Annotated in this window: 11 protein-coding genes; 7 read left to right on the top strand and 4 right to left on the bottom strand. The window is 66.4% G+C overall.

Features of this window, described 5'->3' with window-relative positions:
• Window positions 1–25 precede the first annotated feature (25 nt).
• The gene (locus CO675_RS29705; protein ID WP_097675336.1) at window positions 26–1447 is read right to left on the bottom strand and encodes a M48 family metalloprotease; all 1422 of its coding nucleotides are present in this window, start codon (window positions 1445–1447) and stop codon (window positions 26–28) included.
• Window positions 1448–1673: 226 nt separating this feature from the next.
• Here CO675_RS29705 and CO675_RS29700 point away from each other — a divergent pair, with 226 nt between their 5' ends.
• Window positions 1674–2861 carry a pyridoxal phosphate-dependent aminotransferase gene (locus CO675_RS29700; RefSeq protein ID WP_097675335.1) on the top strand — a complete coding sequence of 396 codons (1188 nt, stop codon included), beginning with the start codon at window positions 1674–1676 and terminating at the stop codon, window positions 2859–2861.
• A gap of 191 nt (window positions 2862–3052) precedes the next feature.
• On the top strand, window positions 3053–4387 hold the full coding sequence (locus tag CO675_RS29695) for a dicarboxylate/amino acid:cation symporter (RefSeq protein ID WP_097675334.1): 1335 nt from the start codon (window positions 3053–3055) through the stop codon (window positions 4385–4387).
• Between the two features lie 14 nt (window positions 4388–4401).
• Here the strand turns inward: CO675_RS29695 and CO675_RS29690 are convergent, their stop codons facing one another.
• Both CO675_RS29690 and CO675_RS29685 read right to left on the bottom strand, forming a co-directional pair.
• Window positions 4402–5634 (bottom strand): NAD(P)/FAD-dependent oxidoreductase, encoded by a 1233-nt coding sequence (locus tag CO675_RS29690; RefSeq protein WP_097675333.1) that lies wholly within the window; start codon window positions 5632–5634, stop codon window positions 4402–4404.
• Between the two features lie 107 nt (window positions 5635–5741).
• Window positions 5742–8963, bottom strand: a complete 3222-nt coding sequence (locus tag CO675_RS29685; RefSeq protein WP_097675332.1) for an Rne/Rng family ribonuclease — start codon at window positions 8961–8963, stop codon at window positions 5742–5744.
• 718 nt (window positions 8964–9681) lie between these two features.
• Between CO675_RS29685 and CO675_RS29680 the strand changes: the two genes are divergently transcribed.
• The 5 genes from CO675_RS29680 (at window position 9682) to CO675_RS29660 (ending at window position 16888) form a co-directional block, all read left to right on the top strand.
• On the top strand, window positions 9682–11007 hold the full coding sequence (locus tag CO675_RS29680) for an N-acetylmuramoyl-L-alanine amidase (RefSeq protein ID WP_097675331.1): 1326 nt from the start codon (window positions 9682–9684) through the stop codon (window positions 11005–11007).
• A gap of 248 nt (window positions 11008–11255) precedes the next feature.
• Complete coding sequence (locus CO675_RS29675) at window positions 11256–13757, top strand: penicillin-binding protein 1A (RefSeq protein ID WP_097675330.1); 2502 nt, start codon at window positions 11256–11258, stop codon at window positions 13755–13757.
• 106 nt (window positions 13758–13863) lie between these two features.
• Window positions 13864–14995, top strand: a protein-coding gene (prfB, locus tag CO675_RS29670) for a peptide chain release factor 2 (RefSeq protein WP_097675329.1) whose coding sequence is annotated in 2 segments (ribosomal slippage) — window positions 13864–13932 and window positions 13934–14995 — 1131 coding nt in all. Because the reading frame shifts where the segments join, the coding sequence is not laid out codon by codon here.
• Between the two features lie 3 nt (window positions 14996–14998).
• Window positions 14999–15868 carry an NAD(P)-dependent oxidoreductase gene (locus CO675_RS29665; protein WP_097675328.1) on the top strand — a complete coding sequence of 290 codons (870 nt, stop codon included), beginning with the start codon at window positions 14999–15001 and terminating at the stop codon, window positions 15866–15868.
• Between the two features lie 84 nt (window positions 15869–15952).
• On the top strand, window positions 15953–16888 hold the full coding sequence (locus tag CO675_RS29660; RefSeq protein WP_097675327.1) for a DMT family transporter: 936 nt from the start codon (window positions 15953–15955) through the stop codon (window positions 16886–16888).
• Here CO675_RS29660 and CO675_RS29655 read toward each other — a convergent pair.
• Window positions 16848–18911 (bottom strand): carbamoyltransferase C-terminal domain-containing protein, encoded by a 2064-nt coding sequence (locus CO675_RS29655; RefSeq protein WP_245452977.1) that lies wholly within the window; start codon window positions 18909–18911, stop codon window positions 16848–16850. The two genes, CO675_RS29660 and CO675_RS29655, sit on opposite strands and share 41 nt — an antisense overlap.
• Window positions 18912–19068 lie beyond the last annotated feature (157 nt).

Below are 19068 nucleotides of genomic sequence, written 5' to 3'. Positions count from 1 at the left end.
CGTTGTATGGAACTACGGTTTATTTCTAGTTGTTTTTCTGACCCGGCATGGGCTTGGCGCTCACAATGTCGTCAGCTTTGACCCAGCCGGGCGTGCCGATCGCGAACCGCGTCTTGGCGCGCGAGGCAAGTTCGCGGGCGGTCTTGTTGTCGCCCCGCAGATAGGCGGCCTGCGCCGAGGCAAGGTCGGCCTGGGCATAGTCGCCCTTGCGGCCATAGGCCATCGCGAGCTGGGTATAGCCGAGCGGCGCCTCCGGCTCGCGCGCAACGGCGGCGCGCAGCATGTTGATCGCATCGTCGGTGTAGGCCTTGTTGTCGGAGGCGACCAGCGCCTGGCCGAGCAGCATCTCGATCAGCGGTGAGCTGCCGGAGAGCTGCACCGCGCGGCGCAGCGGCGCGATGGCCTCCGCCGGCCGGCCGCCTTCGAGCAGCGCCTGGCCGCGCAATTCGTAGAAATAGGGATTGTTGGGCTGGGCCTGGATCAGGCCGTCGATCTGCGCGATCGCCGAACGCAGGTCGCCGTGCAGATAGGTGGTGATCGCACGTGCATAGCGCGCCGGCATGCTGGTGTTGGACAGCGGATAGCGGCGGTAGACCGTGTCCTGCCGCTCCATGAAGCCCGAGATCTTGGCGCGCATCATGTCGTGACGCAGCTGCAGCGCCGGATCGTCCTTCTTGTCCCAATAGGGGCTCGAGCGCGCCAGCTCCTCCAGCGCGGAAACGCGATCGACCGGCATCGGGTGCGATTGCAGATAGGGGTCGGCACCGCGCGCGGCGAACAGGCTCTCGTCGGTGAAGCGCTTGAACGTCTCGTACATGCCCTTGGCGGACTGGCCGGTCGCGTTCAGGAACTTGACGCCGGCGCGGTCGGCGTTTTCCTCCTGCTGGCGCTGGTAAGACAGCAGCGTGCGCTGAATGACCGACTGCGGCGCCGAGATCGCGGCGGCACCGGCGCTGGAGAGGCCGTTGCCAACGCCGCCACCGGCAGCGCCAGCGGCCAGCGCACCGACGCCGAGCAGCATCGCGATGATCATCTGGGTCTGCGCCTGCGCCAGCTGCTCGCGCATCTTGGCGAGATGGCCGCCGGCCAGATGGCCGGTCTCATGCGCCAGCACGCCGATGATCTGGTTTGGCGTCTCCGATTGCAGAAGCGCGCCGTAATTGACGAAGATGCGGCGGCCGTCGGCGACGAAGGCGTTGAACGAGCCGTCGTTGATGATCACGATCTGGATGTTCTGCTTCTCGAGACCCGCGGCGCGCAGGATCGGCCGGGTATATTCGCGCAGCAGCTGCTCGGACTCGGTGTCGCGCAGCACCGGCGGGCCTTTCTGCTGGGCACGCGCCGGGACCACGGGACCAACGGCGAGCGCAACCGCGGTCAGCAATGCGGTCAGCTTGAACCCGGTCAGCTTGGGGGTTCGGGTGCGAAGCGTGAGGCGGAACAGCATGGGCGATCTATCGGCGATGGCTGGCCGCGCCGCGGCAACGTCCGGTTCCCGATCCGACCGGATCAGACGCGTGGCACAGTCTGTTGTTTTTGCAGTTCTTCTTCACGCGAACCGGGTATGCACTTGGTCTGAAAGCGTTATAAGGAGCCACCGAATGCGGCCAGTCTGGGGCGGTAGCCGGTATCGGAACCCGAATTCGGCAGCGGCCGTGCAATAGCAGAAATCCATGCGTGAATCGATACCGAGAGACCGACTGAACAGCCTGTTGACAGCGTCCGGCCGGAGCGATGTTCCGCCGTTCATGGTGATGGACGTGATGGCCGCCGCGGCGCGAATCGAGGCCGCCGGCGGCCATGTCATCCACATGGAGGTGGGGCAGCCTGCCGAAGGCGCGCCGAAGCCGGCGATTGCCGCTGCGCAGGCCGCGCTGGCCGGCGGGCGGATCGACTACACCTCGGCGCTCGGCATTCCCAGTCTGCGCGCGCGCATCGCCCGGCATTACCGCGACACGTATGGCTGCGCAGTCGATGCGGAGCGCATCATCGTCACCACGGGCTCGTCGGGCGGGTTCATCCTGGCGTTTCTTGCGATGTTCGAGCCGGGCGACCGGGTCGCCGTCACCGTGCCGGGCTATCCGCCTTACCGGCACATCCTGACCGCGCTCGGCTGCGAGCCTGTGCTGATCGAAACCTCCGGCGACACCCGCCATGCGCTGACAGGCGAGGCGCTGCTGGCCGCCCATCGCAAGGCACCGCTGAAGGGCGTGCTGGTCGGCAGCCCTGCGAACCCGACCGGAACGATGATGTCGCGCGAGGCGCTGTCGAACTTGATGGCGGCCGCCGACAGTGCCGGCATCCGCTTCATCTCCGACGAGATCTATCACGGCCTCGACTACGCGTTTCCTGCGGTGACGGCGGCCGAGCTGTCGCCGAACACGCTCGTCATCAACTCGTTCTCGAAGTACTTCTGCATGACCGGCTGGCGCGTCGGCTGGATGGTAGTGCCCGACGTGCTGGTGCGGCCGATCGAGCGGCTGCAGCAGAACCTGTCGATCTCGGTTCCGACCTTGTCGCAGATCGCCGCCGAAGCGGCCTTCGAGGGCCGCGAGGAGATGGAAGCGATCAAGCGCGGCTATCAGGAGAACCGCCGCATCCTGATCGAAGGCCTGCCGAAGGCCGGGCTGACCAAGTTCCTGCCGGCCGATGGCGCGTTCTATCTCTACGCCGACGTCTCCGACTTCACCTCCGACAGCTTCGCCTTCGCCAGCGAGATGCTCGAGAAGGCGCATGTCGCAGCGACCCCGGGCGTCGATTTCGATCCGATCCACGGCCGCGCCTTCATCCGATTTTCCTATGCGCGTTCGGCGGCGGAGATGCAGGAAGCAGTTGCGCGGATCGCGCATTGGCTTAAATAGCCGGAAAACTTCAAGAGCCTTCCAGGTACGTCTTGTCGGCCAGATCGGGTTTCGCAGCGCGATGCCTGGTTTCGGCGGAGCGGCACGCGACAGATCGCCGCGGATAAGCGGCAGGGCCCACACAGTTCCATTTGACTTGAACCGCCAAGTTGATCTTGGCTATTTCCGCCATTTCTGAGGGGGAGTGACACATGGCAGCGGCAACCGTTGCCACGGCTTCACCGGCGTCTGCCGGTAGCAAGCCGTGGTACAAGATTCTCTACGTCCAGGTTCTGATCGCGATCGTGCTCGGTGCATTGGTCGGCTGGCTGTGGCCCGGCATTGCCACCAACGACTGGATCAAGGCGCTCGGCGACGGCTTCATCAAGCTGATCAAGATGGTGATCGCGCCGATCATCTTCTGCACCGTGGTGTCGGGCATCGCCCATATTCAGGATGCCAAGAAGGTCGGCCGCATCGGCGTCAAGGCGCTGGTCTATTTCGAGGTGGTCTCGACCTTTGCGCTGGTGATCGGCTTGCTCATCGGCAACATCGTGAAGCCGGGCGCCGGCTTCGGCAATGCGGCGGCGAACGCCCAAGCTGTTGCCGGCTATGCCAAGCAGGCCGAGGCGCAGAAGAGCGTCGACTTCGTGCTGCACATCATTCCGGACACCGTCGTCGGCGCCTTCGCGCAGGGCGAGATCCTGCAGGTGCTGCTGTTCTCGGTGCTGTTCGGCTTTGCGATCATGGGCCTCGGCGAGCGCGGCCACACCATCCGCTCGTTCATCGACGACGCCGCGCATGCGGTGTTCGGCGTGATCTCGATCGTGATGCGGGCAGCGCCGATCGGTGCGTTCGGCGCGATGGCCTTCACCATCGGCAAGTTCGGCACCGGCGCGATCCTCAATCTGATGGGGCTGATCGCGACGTTCTATCTGACCGCAGCCCTGTTCGTCCTCGTGGTGCTCGGCATCATCGCGCGGATCGCGGGGTTCTCGATCTTCAGGTTCCTGGCCTACATCAAGGACGAGCTGTTGATCGTGCTCGGCACCTCGTCCTCCGAGAGCGCGCTGCCGTCATTGATGGAGAAGCTCGAACGTCTCGGCTGCTCGAAGTCGGTGGTCGGCCTCGTGGTCCCCACAGGCTATTCGTTCAACCTCGACGGCACCAATATCTACATGACGCTGGCGACGTTGTTCATCGCGCAGGCGCTGGGCTACGACCTCTCGTTCAGCCAGCAGCTCACGATCCTGGTGGTGGCGATGCTGACCTCGAAGGGTGCCTCCGGGATCACCGGCGCCGGCTTCATCACGCTGGCGGCAACGCTTGCGGTGGTCGATCCGCGGCTCGTGCCGGGCATGGCGATCGTGCTCGGCATCGACAAGTTCATGAGCGAGTGCCGCGCACTGACCAATCTGTGCGGCAACGGCGTCGCCTGCGTGATCGTCGCCTGGTGGGAGGGCGAGCTCGATCGCGACAAGCTCAATGCCAATCTCGCCCGGCAGATCGACCCGACCGACATGGAGACCGCGCTGACGACGGACTAAATCCGCCTCAGCGGTCAGAAGCGATCCAGCCGATACGGCGAGGTGTCCACCGAGGATGCCTCGCCGTTCATCGTTTCGGCCAGCACCCGCGCCGTCGCCGGGCCGAGCGTGAAGCCCTGATGGCCGTGACCGAAATTCACCCATAGCCCGCGATGGCGCGGCGCCGGCCCGAGCACCGGCAGCATGTCGGTGGTGCAGGGGCGGGTGCCGAACCAGGGCTCGGGCTCGACGCGGCTGCCGATCTCGATCAGCTCGCGTGCGGCCGCTTCGGCGAAGCCAAGCTGGATCGGCGTCGCCGGCGCGTCGGGGCTGGTCAGCTCCGCGCCGGTGGTGATGCGGATGCCCTTGGCCATCGGCGCCATCGCATAGCCATTCGCGGTGTCGACCAGCGGCAGGTCGAGCGAGCGGCCGCCCTGGTAATGCATATGGTAGCCGCGCTTGCGCACCAGCGGGATCCGGTAGCCGAACTTGCGCAGCAATTGCGGTGACCATGGCCCGAGCGTGACCACGACGTGGGCGGCATCGATCCGGCCGCCTGTCGTGTCGACCGACCAGCCGGTTGCGGTCTCGGTCAATGTCTGCGCGTCGCCGCGCAGCAGCGTGCCGCCGAGACGCTCGAACAATCCGGCATAGGCCGAGACCAGGCCGCCGGGGTCCGACACGGTCCATGGCCCAAGCCAGTGGATCGCGCCGGGCAGGTCGTCGCGCAGCAACGGCTCGGCCCTGGCGAGCTCGCTGCCGTCAAGCACGCGAAACTGCACGCCGAAGTCACGCTGGTTCTGCTCGGCGACGGCGATCGCCTGCTCCAGTGCAGCCGGGTCGCGATGCAGCAGGCGATAGCCGGCGCGACGGATCAGATTGTCGGCATGCGCATCGCGGATCAGCGTGTCGTGCTCCGCCGTGGCGTGGGCGATCAGGCGTGCCCAGGCGATGGTGGCTTCGCGGTGCCGCTCGGGTGTCGAGTTCCACCAATAGCGCAGCAGCGGACCGGCGTGCCGCGGCAACGAGGCCAGGCGATAGCGCACGTCGTTGGTGCGCCCCATCGCGATCCTCGCGAGCGTGGCCGGATCGCGCGGCATCGGATAGGGCCGCACCGCCTCGCTCTGGATGATGCCGGCATTGCCGTAGCTGGTCTCGCGGCCTGGTTCCTTGCGGTCGACGAGCGTCACCGACCAGCCGCGGCGTTGCAGGTGAAGCGCCGTGCTGACGCCCACCATGCCGCCGCCAAGAACGATCGCGCTTTGCATTGGGATCCGTCTCCGTCAGGCTCCGTCACGCCGGCGCCTGACGAACGGATGGCCTGTCCAATAAAAACGCCCGGCGTGAACCGGGCGTTTTGAACTTCCAGGTGGCGCTAGTTGCCGCCGCCGCCGAAGCGGCGCGACCACCAGCCCTTGCGCGCGGGAGCTTCGGCCGTGGCGGCCTCCGGTGCGGGCTGCGGGGCAGCGGCTGCGGGTTCAGGGGCGGGGGCAGCTTCCTCCGCCGGGCTTTGAGCCAGCGCCGGTGTTGTCTCGGGTTGCGGGCTCGACGCGAAGCTGACCTTTTCGCGCACCGTCGAGCGCCGCCGCTGCGAGCGGTCGGCGTCCGCCGTGTCCTCGGCCGCAGGCGCTGTAACGGCTTCGGGCTCGGGTGCCGCGGCCGCAATCGCCTCAACCGGCGCGGCCTCGATCGGCTGCCATTCCGTCGGCTGGGCAAACAACTCGGGCTGCGCCAGCGAGGGAGCCGGCTCCGCGTCGCGGTTGTCGAAATCGGCGACCGCGTCGGTGGCTTCAGGTGCTGCCGCCGGGCTCAGCTCATCGGAGATCGATCCGGCGAGACCGTCTTCCGGTCCGCCACTGCCGCGCCGGCGACGGCCGCCGCGGCGTCCACGGCGCCGCGGGCGGCGATCGCCATTGCCGGCCTGGTCGTCGCGGGCAGCGCCCTGCGCATCGTCGCCTTCGTCCTCATCGCCCTCGGTTTCGCCCGCGGCAACCGCCTCGGTGCCATCGGGCAGGACATGCATCAGATCGCCGTCCTCGCGCGGCTGCTGGACGCCGTCACGCGGCTCGTTGGCGCCACCACGGCCGCGGCGCCGACGGCGGCGCTTGCGGCGCTGACCGTCGCCTTCACCCTCGGCGGCGCCCGTTTCCTCGCCGGCCGTCCGGTCGTCGACGAGCCCTTCGGTCTCGTCGGTCTCGATCTCGGCCTCGTACTCGAACAGTTCTTCCTCGTCATCCGGCTCATCGACCTGCGCCGGCGCAGCGGCAGCTTGCGCAGCAAGCAGCGCCTTGGCGGCTTCGAGCGTGTGCACCTGCTCGCCGCGATCGATGATGTAGGATTGCTGACCGTGTACCGTGGCGTCGGCCACGATCGACAGCGAGACGCGGAAGGAGTCCTCGAGGTCGCGCAGATGGCCGCGCTTGTGGTTGAGCACGTAGAGCGCGACGTCGGTGCGGGTGCGGACCACCAGATTGTGAGTCGCGCCCTTCATCAGGATTTCTTCGATGCCGCGCAGCAGCTGCAGCGCCACCGACGAGACCGAGCGGACGTGACCGCTTCCGCCGCATTGCGGGCAGGGCTCGGTCGAACTCTCCAGCACGCTGGCGCGGATGCGCTGGCGCGACATTTCCAGGAGACCGAAATGCGAGATGCGGCCGACCTGGATCCGCGCGCGGTCCTGGCGCAGGCAGTCCGAGAGCTTGCGCTCGACCGCGCGGTTGTTGCGCTTCTCGTCCATGTCGATGAAGTCGATGACGATCAGGCCTGCGAGGTCGCGTAGACGCAATTGACGCGCGACTTCTTCCGCGGCTTCCAGATTGGTCTTGAGCGCGGTGTCCTCGATATGGTGCTCGCGCGTGGCGCGACCGGAGTTGACGTCGATCGAGACCAGCGCCTCGGTCTGGTTGATCACGATGTAGCCGCCGGAGCGCAACTGCACGGTCGGCGAGAACATCGCGTCGAGCTGGCTTTCGACGCCCATGCGGGAGAACAGCGGCTGGCCGTCGCGATATTGCTTCACCGCGCGCACATTGGCCGGCATCAGCATCTTCATGAAGTCGCGCGCTTCACGGTAGCCGGCTTCGCCCGCCACCTGAATTTCGTCGATCTCCTTGTTGTAGAGGTCGCGCAGCGAGCGCTTGATCAGCGAGCCTTCCTCATAGACCAGGGTCGGCGCCTGCGACTTCAGCGTCAGGTCGCGCACCGTCTCCCACATCCGGATCAGGTACTCGAAGTCGCGCTTGATCTCCGGCTTGCTGCGGGAGGCGCCAGCGGTACGCAGGATGATCCCCATGCCCTCGGGCACGTCGAGGTCCTGCACCACTTCCTTCAGCCGCGAGCGGTCCTGGGCGGAGGTGATCTTGCGGCTGATGCCGCCGCCGCGCGCGGTGTTGGGCATCAGCACGGCATAACGGCCGGCGAGCGACAGATACGTGGTCAGCGCGGCGCCCTTGTTGCCGCGCTCTTCCTTGACGACCTGCACCAGCATCACCTGCCGGCGCTTGATCACTTCCTGGATCTTGTACTGGCGGCGCGGGCGGAACGCGCGCTCCGGAACCTCCTCGAGCACGTCGTCGCCGCCGACGGACTCGACGACATCCTCTTCCTCGCCTTCCTCGCCGTCGTCCTCATCATCGTCTTCGCCGGCATCGTCGCCATGCCGGGCCTCGGGCGCGGCTGCGTCCGCAAGCGTCGCGTATTCGGCGACGCCGTGCTCGTCGGCCACGGCGTGAACGTCGTCGGCAGTCCCGTGCGGCGCGTCGTCGGCATGCGCGGCGTTTTCCGCGACCTGCTCCTCATGGGTCCGCTCGGGCTCATGATTGACCTCGGCGGTCTCGACGAATTCCGGCGCGGCTGACGCAACGGAGGCTTCGACCACCGCAGCGACGGGGTCGGACGCGGCGTCGGCGGCCGGCGCCTGGCTCACGACGGCGGCGTGGTCGTGATCGTGCGTATGATCGTGGTCGTGGAGGTGATGATCGTGATCATCGTGGCCATGATCGTCGTGACCATGGTCATGGTGATGCTCATGATCGTGGTGATGGTCGTCGTGATGCGCATGGTCATGCGCCTCATGCTCGTGACCCTCATAGGCGGCCACGCCGTGCTCGTGATGCCCGGCATCATGTTCATGATGCTCGGCATCGACCGGGTGCTCGTGAGCCTCGGCCGCCGGCTGCGTCTGCGCGTCGGCGGCACCCTCGATCACCTCGCTCTGGACACGGTCGCCATGGCCGCGGCGGCGGGCATTGCGATGGCGCGACCGGCGGCGATGGCCGCGGTTCTCGTGCTCTTCCTCGGCCTCGCGATGGGCGCGCTCGTCGGCCTCGATCAGCGCCTGACGGTCGGCGACCGGGATCTGGTAGTAGTCGGGATGGATTTCGCTGAAGGCCAGGAAGCCGTGCCGGTTGCCGCCATATTCGATGAAGGCAGCCTGCAGCGACGGCTCTACGCGCGTGACCTTGGCGAGGTAAATGTTGCCGCGCAGTTGCTTGCGCTGGGCGGTCTCGAAATCAAACTCTTCGACACGATTGCCACGGACCACGACGACCCGGGTCTCTTCCGGGTGGGTGGCATCGATCAACATCTTGTTGGGCATTTTGGAGCTCTTGACGGCGGCGGGCGCGGATCATGGCGCGCGCAAACTGCGCCGCCCGGTGACGCGACGGTCCACCTGATTCGGGGGTGAGGGGAAGGCCAAAACGCGTCTCGCGGCGCAGCGCCGGACGGGAACCCACCGGGTTGATGCGACGGGCGAAGCTTTCACCTCGCGTCAGCGCGATCATTCGGGGGATCCTGGTCGGCAATGCAGTCTGGCGCATTAAGCGTCGGCCCGTCTAAACATGTTGGCGGCGAAATTGACCGCCGTATCTTTTGCTGAAGGCCCCGCCTGGCGCCGAAGCGCCTGCCGGCCATCGCATATCGAGAGCCCCAAGGAATCCACCAAGGGGCCGGATAATCGGTTACGCCGTGTCTCAAACCGTCCCTCTGGCGAGGGAGTGTGTCTGGGACCGGACGCCGCTCGGGCTTGAATCCGCCTCTCCGTGTCAGCCGCGCGCGGCGCTGGCTGGGGAGGGACCGGAAAAACACGGCGGGATCTTCGACTTGGAAGGTTCCACCGCTGCACCGAGAGGCTGAACGCGACACAACCGGGAGTACTAGCCGTCAGCACTCCGTACATACGTGGATTGCCCGCCGCGTGCAAGGGAAGCGTCACGCCGCCGCAACACTCGGTTCTTTTCACCGTCGCGTCATTAGGCTGCGATTAACCGTGCGGTTCTAATGCGGTAAGAAGCAGCTGGGAGGCTCCGAATCGGGTGGAGAACCGCGCAAAACACCTTGTTTTCTTGGGATGCGGGCTGTTGTGCGCTGCAGCATTGACGCTTGGCGTGGCCAGCGCCCCGAGCGCGGCCGAGGGACCATCGGACGGTCAGTCGTCACCGGCCGCCAATGCTCCTGCCGCCGGCGCTCCGAATTTCCCGGTCGCATCCGGTGCCAGGCTCGCCGGCGACGACAAGCAGACCCGATTCATCCTCGATCTCGACCGCAAGATCGAGTTTCGCGCCTTCCCGTTGGCCGACCCCTACCGCGTCGTGGTCGATATCCCGCAGGTCAATTTCCAGCTCGCTGCCGGCACCGGCTCGGCGGCGCGGGGATTGGTGAAGGCGTTTCGCTATGGCCTGGTCATGCCCGGTGGCTCCCGGATCGTGTTCGACATGACCGGCCCGGTGAAGATCGCCAATTCCTATGTGCTCGATGCCGCCAACGGCCAGCCGCCGCGGCTGGTGCTGGATTTCGAGCAGGTCGATCGCACCAGCTTCGTGCAGTCGCTCGCGCCGGAGGGCCGGCCCGAACTGAAGCCCGCGATCTCCGAAGGCAACACGGCAAGCATCCCCGCCGTCACCACGGCGGCACTGCCGCCGGTTACGACCACCGACCCGCGTCCGCTGATCGTGATCGATCCCGGTCACGGCGGCATCGACAACGGCACCCAGTCCGGCGACCAGACCGAGAAGAACCTGGTGCTGGGCTTCGGCCTCGCTTTGCGCGACCGGATCGAGAAGTCGGGCAAGTATCGCGTGGTCATGACCCGGTCCGACGACACGTTCATCCCGCTCAACGACCGGGTGAAGATCGCCCGCTCGCAATCCGCGGCGCTGTTCGTCTCGATCCACGCCGATGCCTTGCCGCGCCGCGAGGGCGACGCCCAGGGCGCCACGATCTACACGGTGTCGGACAAGGCTTCCGACGCCGAGGCCGAGCGGCTGGCGGAAGCGGAAAACAAGGCCGACGCGATCGCCGGCGTGAACCTGACCGACGAGCCGACCGACGTCGCCGACATCCTGATCGATCTCGCGCAGCGCGAGACCAAGACCTTCTCCAACCGCTTCGCCCGGCTGCTGATGGACGAGATGAAGACCACGGTGCGGATGCACAAGCACCCGCTGAAATCGGCCGGCTTCCGGGTGCTGAAGGCACCCGACGTGCCGTCCGTTCTGGTCGAGATCGGCTACGTCTCCAACAAGGGCGACCTCGAGCATCTGGTCTCCGAGAACTGGCGGAACAAGGCTGTCGGATCGATGGTCCAGGCGATCGACACGTTCTTCGCCAAACGGCTGGCAACTGCCGGACCGGCAAAGTGAAATTGGCCGCCTGAAAAGCCGGGGCCGTTGCCCGGAAGCCCTAGTTTGGCCACAGCGGCGACGCTATAGACAGGGACCGCAGGTCCGCAGAATCGACCATATTGTCCGGCGGCTTTTGTTTATTCGCGTGCGCAAGGCGGCTCGCTGGGCCAAGGCCTCGATGTAAATACCTCGTTGTGTGAGGCTCGCACTTTTGGACAGGCGCTTCTGACGATTGAGCGCCGGAGGGTAGGAACGGAACGTCGATAATGCGCCTGCTCGTGCGGTTCATGGGTTTCTTGTTCGCCGCCGGAACGGTCGTGTTCCTGGTCGGTGTCGCCGCCGTCGCCGGCGCCATCTGGCATTTCTCCAAGGATCTGCCCGACTACTCGCAGCTCCAGGACTATGAGCCACCGGTGATGACCCGCGTGCACGCCGCCGACGGCGCGCTGCTCGGCGAGTACTCCAAGGAGCGCCGGCTTTATCTGCCGATCCAGGCGGTGCCGAAGCTCGTGATCAACGCGTTCCTCGCTGCCGAAGACAAGAACTTCTACGAGCACGGTGGCATCGACTATCAGGGCATGGCGCGCGCTGCGATCCTCTACGCGCAGAACTACGGCTCCAACCGTCGCCCGCAGGGTGCCTCGACCATCACCCAGCAGGTCGCCAAGAACTTCCTGCTGACCAACGAGGTCTCGTTCGCGCGCAAGATCAAGGAAGCCTTGCTGGCGATGCGCATCGAGCGCGCCTATTCCAAGGACCGCATCCTCGAGCTCTACCTCAACGAAATCTATCTCGGGCTCGGCGCCTACGGCATCGCGGCGGCGTCGCTGGTCTATTTCGACAAGTCGGTCAACGAGCTGACGATCGCGGAAGCGTCCTATCTCGCCTCCTTGCCGAAGGCGCCGGCCGCGCTGCATCCGGTGCGCAACCGTGACCGCGCGATCGAGCGTCGCAACTATGTGATCGACCGTCTGCTGGAGAACGGCTGGATCAAGCAGGCCGACGCCGACAAGGCGCGCAAGGACCCGCTCAACGTCACCAGCCGCTCGAACGGCGCGCACATCTTCGCCGGCGAATATTTCGCCGAGGAAGTCCGCCGCGACATCTTCGAGCGCTACGGCGAAAAGAAGCTCTACGAGGGCGGCCTGTCGGTCCGCACCACGCTGGATCCCAAGATCCAGGTGATGGCACGCAAGACCATGGTCGCGGGTCTCGTCAATTACGACGAAGCGCAGGGCTGGCGCGGCCCAGTCCACAAGCTCGATGTCTCCGGCGATTGGGGCGTCAAGCTTGCCGACGTCAAATCGCTCTCCGACATCTCGCCGTGGCGGATGGCGGTGGTGCTGGAGACCAGCGATCAGTCGGCGCGGATCGGCTTCCAGCCGGGCCGCGAGCTCGGCGGCGCGGTCAGCAAGGAGCGGCAGACCGGCATCATCACGATGGACGGCGTGCGCTGGGCCAAGACCAAGGGCAAGGCGCCGACGGCGGTCTCGCAGGTGCTGCAGCCGGGCGATGTGATCTATGCCGACCCGCTGGTGACCAAGGAGGGCACTGCGGTCGAGGGCCAGTATCGCCTGCGGCAATTGCCTGAGGTCTCCGGCGCGATGGTGGCGATGGATCCGTGGACCGGCCGCGTGCTCGCGATGGTCGGCGGCTTCTCGTTCGACCAGAGCCAGTTCAACCGCGCGACGCAGGCCTACCGGCAGCCCGGATCGTCGTTCAAGCCGATCGTGTACTCGTCGGCGCTGGACAATGGCTATACGCCGTCGACCACCGTGATCGACGCGCCGATCGAGATCGATCAGGGGCAGGGCGCCGGCGTGTGGCGTCCGGAGAACTATTCGACCGGCAAGTATTACGGCCCGACCACGCTGCGCAACGCGCTGCAGCGCTCGCTCAACACCGTGACGGTGCGGCTCGCGCAGGACATCGGCATGCCCTTGGTCGGCGAGTATGCAAAGCGCTTCGGCGTCTATGACGAACTGCCGAACTATTTGTCGTATGCGCTGGGTGCCGGCGAAACCACCGTCATGCGTATGGTCACGGCCTATTCGATGTTCGCCAATGGCGGCCGCCGGGTGAAGCCGACGCTGATCGATCGCATCCAGGACCGCTACGGCCACACCATCTTCAAGCATGACACCCGCGAATGCCGCGGCTGCGACGCGCCGGGCGGCTGGAAGAGCCAGCCGGAGCCGCAGCTCGTCGATCGCCGCGAGCAAGTGCTCGATCCGATGACCGCCTACCAGATCACCGAGATGATGGAAGGCGTGGTTCAGCGCGGCACCGCGACCGTCGTCAAGGAGGTCGGCAAGCCGATCGCCGGCAAGACCGGCACCACCAACGACGAGAAGGATGTCTGGTTCGTCGGCTTCTCGCCGGACCTCGCGGTCGGCGTCTACATGGGATACGACAAGCCGCGCAATCTCGGCCGCACCGCCACCGGCGGTCACGTGGCGGCGCCCATTGCCCGCGACTTCCTCAAGCTTGCGCTCGCCGACAAGCCGCCGACCCCGTTCAAGGTGCCGGCCGGCATCAAGCTGATCCGCGTCGATGCCAAGACCGGCATGCGGGCCGGCCCGGGCGATGGCGGCAACACCATCCTCGAAGCCTTCAAGCCGGGCACCGCGCCGCCGGACAATTACTCGGTGATCGGTGTCGCCGATGCCGACGGCCGCAGCCCTGCGCCCGGTCCGCAGCCGTCGCAGAGTGGCGGACAGCCGGATGGCGGCTTCTTCATGCGGCCGGGAACCGGGGGGCTGTACTAGCGATCGTTTCGGCCGAATCGCCGGGATAGCGCGGCCAAGCCGATTGCGCTTTGCCGCGCCGGTCGTTACATCCCCGGCAAGCTTTTTCACCAACACCTGAAAGACCATGCGCGCGGAAATCGAACGCCTTGTTGAAGAGATCAAGCAGTCAGTCGGGCTGCTGAGGAGGCATCTTTGACGTCGAACAATCGACGGCACGCCTCGCTGAGCTGAACAAGCTCGCTGAAGACCCCAATCTCTGGAACGATCCCCAGAAGGCCCAGCGGCTGATGCAGGAGCGCACCTCGCTGGAGGACGCGCTGTCGGGCATCGGCAAGGTCGAGCGCGAGCTCGAAGACAATATCGGCATGATCGAGCTCGGCGAGGCCGAGAACGATGCGGCCGTGGTCGCCGAGGCCGAGAAGGCGCTCAAGGACCTCAAGAAGGAGGTCGCCCGGCGCGAGCTGGAAGCGCTGCTCTCGGGCGAGGCCGACAAGTTCGATTCCTACCTCGAAGTCCATGCCGGCGCCGGTGGCACCGAGAGCCAGGACTGGGCGCAGATGCTGCTGCGCATGTACACGCGCTGGGCGGAGAAGCACGGCTTCAAGATCGAGTTCCTCGAGGAGCAGCAGGGTGAAGAGGCCGGCATCAAGTCGGCCACCATCCAGATCTCCGGCCACAATGCCTATGGCTGGCTGAAGACCGAGGCCGGCGTGCATCGTCTGGTGCGCATCTCGCCGTTCGATTCCAACGCGCGGCGGCACACCTCGTTCTCGTCGGTGCAGATTTTCCCGGTGATCGACGACTCGATCAAGATCGAGATCAAGGAGTCCGATGTCCGCACCGACACGATGCGCTCGGGCGGTGCCGGCGGTCAGCACGTCAACAAGACCGAGTCGGCGGTGCGCCTGACGCACATCCCGACCGGCATCGCGGTGGTCTGCCAGGCCGGTCGCTCCCAGCACAAGAACCGGGCCCAGGCCTGGGACATGTTGCGCGCGCGGCTTTACGAGATCGAGCTGAAGAAGCGCGAGGAGCAGGCCGCTGCCGATCAGGCCGCCAAGACCGATATCGGCTGGGGTCACCAGATCCGCTCGTACGTCTTGCAGCCGTACCAGATGGTGAAGGATTTGCGCACCGGCGTGCAGACCTCCGACACTTCGGGGGTGCTCGACGGCGATCTCGATGAATTCATGGCGGCGACCTTGGCGCAGCGTGCGTTCGGCACCGGGCCCGGCTCCGTCGAGGATGTGGATTAGCCCATGACGCGCGTCGCTTTCATCGGATTGGGACGCATGGGCCACGGCATGGCAGGCCGTTATCTCGATGCCGGCTTCACCGTTGCGGTGTGGAACCGGAGCAAGGCCAAGGCCGAGGATCTGATTGCGCGTGGCGCGCTGTGGGCGACCTCGCCGGAGGACGCCGCGATCGACGCCGATGCCGTCGTGACCATGGTCGCCGACGACGAGGCATCGCGCGCGGTCTGGCTGACCAAAGACGGCGCCGCCGCCACCATGAAGGCCGGGACGCTCGCGATCGAGTGCTCCACGGTCTCGTATCAGCATACGCTGGACATGGCGCGCGAGCTGCAGAGCCGCGGCCTGATCTACATCGATTGTCCCGTCACCGGTCTGCCGGAGGCGGCAGCTGCCGGCAAGCTGACGCTGCTGGTGGGCGCTGACCCGGCCGATCTCGAACGGGCGCAGCCGTTCCTCGCCCCGATCGGCAGCACGATTCGCCATTTCGGCGCGGTCGGCACCGGCACCGTGTTCAAGCTGATCAACAATCTGATCGGTGCGGTGCAGATCGCAAGCCTCGCCGAGGGCGTTGCGATCGCCGAGCAGGCCGGCCTCGACATGAAACTGGTCGCCGAAGCACTGGGGACCGGCGCGATCGCAAGCCCGCAGGTGATCCGCCACAGCAAGCGGATGATCGAGCGCAACTTCACCGGCGCCTCCTTCACTGCGGCATTGCGCCACAAGGATGCCGACTATGCCGTGCGGCTCGCAGAGACATTGCTAGCCGGTGTGCCCGTCAGCCGCGCCGCACTCGCTGCCTACGAGAAGGCCAAGGCCCATGCGCCTGACGGCGACGAGGGTCAGATGATCGAGATCGTGTCGCGGCCGAAATAGGCAGAGCCGCCATTCACGGAAATCGGGTGGCCATCACCGCCGCGCCCGGCTAGGCATCTGCGCCAGCGCAGATGAGTGCCCGCCATGCCTTCCGCCGACAACAGGATCGATCGCCGCGACTGGGGGCTGCTTCTCTTTCTGTCGGTGCTGTGGGGCGGCTCGTTCTTCTTCAACGGCGTCATCCTGCGCGAATTGCCGCCGCTGACCCTGGTGCTGCTGCGCGTCGTGCTCGGCGCGCTGATCCTGCTGCCGCTGCTGCGGGCGCGGAACATCGAGTTCCCGCGCGGCCTGGCCGGCTGGGCGCCGTTCGCCGCGATGGGGCTGTTCAACAACGCGCTGCCGTTCTCGCTGATCGTGTTCGGCCAGACCTATATTCCGAGCGGGCTGGCCTCGATCCTCAATGCGACGACGCCGCTGTTTGCGGTGGTCGTGATGGCGGTGGCCGGCGAGGAGCGGCTGCAGGCGCGCCGCGTCGCGGGCGTGGTGGTCGGGCTGATCGGGGTCGCGATCCTGCATGGTGATGCGCTCGGCTTCGAGAGCAGGCAGGGCATCGGCATCCTGCTCTGCCTCGCCGGCGCCTTCAGCTACGGCATCGCGGCGCTGGTCGGGCGGCGGTTGCCGCAGCGCGTGCCGCCTTTGGGCACGGCGACGTTCCAGATGATGGCCTCCAGCGTGATGATGGCGGTCGTCGCCGGCGTGGCCGAACGGCCCTGGCTGCTGCCGATGCCGCATCTGACCACGTGGCTCGCCGTGCTAGGGCTCGCGGCGCTGTCGACCGCGCTGGCCTACATCGTGTTCTTCCAGATCCTGCAGCGCTCCGGCGCGACCAATGTGATGCTGGTGACGCTGCTGCTTCCGGTCACCGCGATGCTGCTCGGCTATCTCGTGCTCGGCGAGCCGGTCGCGCCGCGTGAGGTGATCGGCGCGCTCGTGATCGCCAGCGCGCTGCTCCTGATCGACGGGCGCGTGCTGACCTGGTTCAGCCGCGCGCCTGCTTCCACGCTGCATACCAGCCGGTGAAGCGGCCGCTGTCGCGCTCGCCGCCGTGCCAGGCGGCATGAGCGGTACCGTCGTCGGCGACCAGCACCACGGCATCGAGGCCCCTGGAGCGGCGCAGCGTGTCCATCGCCTGCGCCGGCGTCTGCGCGATCGGGCCTGCGACGTTGAACGACGTGTTGACCGACATCTCGACGCCGATATGGCGGCCGAGCGCCTTCAGATAGGCGTAGGTGAGGGGATCGTCGGCCTCGCGCACGATCTGGATGCGGCCGGTGCCGTCGGCATGTACCACGGCGGGAATCTTCGCGCGCGCCTCCGGCTTCGAATGCGCCGTAAGCACCATGTAGTTGTAGGCGTTGTAGTCGGCGTCGGACGCGCCGTCTTCCAGCTCGAAATAGTCGCGCGCGGCTTGCAAGGTCGCCATCGGCGCCAGCGGCCGGATCGCCTCGCGATATTTGACGCGCTCGTTGAGCCGCTCGCGCACTTCGGGGTCGCAGGGGTTGGCGAGGATCGAGCGATGGCCGAGCGCGCGCGGACCGGTTTCGGCCGCGCCTTGATAGATCGCGATCACGCCGCCTTGCGCCACCATACCGGCCATCAGATCGGCAACCGCATCGCGCCCTTCAGATGTCGCGACATTGCCGATCTCGGTCGAGGCGACGTCGTCGGCGCGCAGCGCCGCGGTGATGTCGGCTTTCGAAGGCGGCAGGCCGCAATAGAAGGCGTGCGACAGCGGCGCACCGCGCGCAGCGCCCGCCATATGCGCAAACAGCCAGGCCGCGCCGATCGGCACGCCGGGATCGCCGGGCACCGGCGGCACCCACATGTGCAGCCGCGTCCTGCGCTGCTGCACGCGTTCGAACCACGCTTCGTCAAAGTGCTCGAGCAGCCGCATGTTGCCGAGCGCGTTCAGCGCCACGCCGCCGGTCAGCACCAGGCGGTCGGTGCCGGTGATGCGCAGCAGGTGATCGATGACATGGATCATCGCGTCCTCGAACACCAATTGCGTCGCGGCGGCCTTGTCGACACGGTCCTTGGTGTCGGCGCGGTGATTGATGTCCTCGACGCGCAGCACGGCGTCGGGATTCCAGAGCTGGTCGGGCCGCAGCGGCGGACCGAGAATGTCGATCAGCGGCTGATGATAGGGGGTGTCGGCGGGGTCGGCGTACCAATTGGCCATCGCGCGATTGAGCTGCACGCTGCCATTGGGCCCGAGCTGCAGCACCGCCTTCAGGCGCTGATAATAGGGATTGGTGGCGCGGTTCATGTCGCCCCAGGCGGCGGCGCCCATGTAGCGGCCCTCGCTGGAGAGCCAGGTCCAGCCGCCTTGGCTCGACGAGATCACGGTGTAGAAGGCGCCGAGCGAATCGAACAGGCTCTCGTTGCAATAGAGCTGCTTCATCTCGCCGTTCTCGGCGACATAGAGCGAGATCGAGCCGACGTCGCCGGTGCCGTCAAGCACCGCAATCGCGACAGGTTCGCGCACATCGGCGAACGGCGATGCGGTGAACGAATACCAGGCGTGATTGTCGTGATGCGGCATGCAGATCAGCGGCAGCTGTTCGCCGAGCCCGTACATTCTGCCGAGCTTGCGCGAGATGCGCCGCACCTGGTCCATTTGACGCAGGTTGATCGCCGGCGCGATCGGCGCGCGCAGCAATTTGATGCTGGCCGGCGCTTCCTCGAGCGAGGTGCGGATCAGCATCGCCAGCAGCGCCGGGTAATCCCACGTGGTGACGAAGGCTGCGATGTCGCCGATGTCGCGGCCCATCCGCTGCAGCACCTTGCGCATGTCGTCGAGCGCGTGTTGCGGAAACTCGTTGGTGTGTTTGTTTCCGGAAAAGCGCTCTTCCTCGTTGTTGACGATCAGGCGCGGTCCGTCCTTCTGGGTGACCTCGACCAGTGCGACGCCGGTGTTATGGGTGCCGGGGCAGGCGAGGCCGGCGATGTAGACCGTCTCGCCCCGCTGCAGTCTTTCGCGGATCGAAGCGATGGTGCGCTGCGCGAACTCGCCATTGACCTTGTGCAGGCCACGCTTCGCCAACGCGGACTCGCTGAGGCGGCGCGTGAGCTTATAGCCCGCGGCCGCAATACGCGGATGCCGCGGACCGGTACGAATGTCCGGTTTACGCAATCAGAACGCCTCGACTCGTGATCCCCAGATCGACTTCAATCATAAATAGCGCCAGGCAACAATGCCG

Origin of the sequence: Bradyrhizobium sp. C9 (genome assembly GCF_002532045.1) — a bacterium.
Classification (GTDB): domain Bacteria; phylum Pseudomonadota; class Alphaproteobacteria; order Rhizobiales; family Xanthobacteraceae; genus Bradyrhizobium.
The sequence above is the reverse complement of the archived record's forward strand: the minus strand, read 5'-3'. Positions and strand labels throughout refer to the sequence as shown.